General features: G+C 56.6%; 1 rRNA gene. It reads right to left on the reverse strand.

Annotation, left to right across the window (positions count from 1 at the left end):
* Nucleotides 1-1,004: ribosomal RNA gene (locus tag ABH936_RS14085) — 16S ribosomal RNA — on the reverse strand; the annotation flags it as partial.
* Nucleotides 1,005-1,021: the final 17 nt, after the last annotated feature.

Genomic DNA, 1,021 nt, shown 5'->3' on the forward strand with positions numbered 1-1,021 from the left:
CACACATCTCTGCATGATTCCGGTGTATGTCAAGCCTTGGTAAGGTTCTTCGCGTTGCATCGAATTAATCCGCATGCTCCGCCGCTTGTGCGGGCCCCCGTCAATTCCTTTGAGTTTTAGCCTTGCGGCCGTACTCCCCAGGCGGGGCGCTTAATGCGTTAGCTGCGGCACGGAACTCGTGGAATGAGTCCCACACCTAGCGCCCAACGTTTACGGCATGGACTACCAGGGTATCTAATCCTGTTCGCTCCCCATGCTTTCGCTTCTCAGCGTCAGTAATGGCCCAGAGACCTGCCTTCGCCATCGGTGTTCCTCCTGATATCTGCGCATTTCACCGCTACACCAGGAATTCCAGTCTCCCCTACCACACTCTAGTCTGCCCGTACCCACTGCAGAACCGGAGTTAAGCCCCGGTCTTTCACAGCAGACGCGACAGACCGCCTACAAGCTCTTTACGCCCAATAATTCCGGACAACGCTCGCACCCTACGTATTACCGCGGCTGCTGGCACGTAGTTAGCCGGTGCTTCTTCTCCAGGTACCGTCACGTTAGCTTCGTCCCTGGTGAAAGAGGTTTACAACCCGAAGGCCGTCATCCCTCACGCGGCGTCGCTGCATCAGGCTTTCGCCCATTGTGCAATATTCCCCACTGCTGCCTCCCGTAGGAGTCTGGGCCGTGTCTCAGTCCCAGTGTGGCCGGTCGCCCTCTCAGGCCGGCTACCCGTCGTCGCCTTGGTAGGCCATTACCCCACCAACAAGCTGATAGGCCGCGAGTCCATCCCCCACCACAAAAACTTTCCACCAACACTCCATGCGGAGATCGGTCGTATCCAGTATTAGACCCAGTTTCCCAGGCTTATCCCAGAGTGAGGGGCAGGTTACTCACGTGTTACTCACCCGTTCGCCACTAATCCACACCAGCAAGCTGGTGCTTCATCGTTCGACTTGCATGTGTTAAGCACGCCGCCAGCGTTCGTCCTGAGCCAGGATCAAACTCTCCGTAGAAAAAATTTGTTACCCTG

Origin of the sequence: Dermacoccus sp. GAS27A, assembly GCF_044909235.1 — a bacterium.
In the GTDB taxonomy this organism is placed as follows: domain Bacteria; phylum Actinomycetota; class Actinomycetes; order Actinomycetales; family Dermatophilaceae; genus Dermacoccus; species Dermacoccus nishinomiyaensis.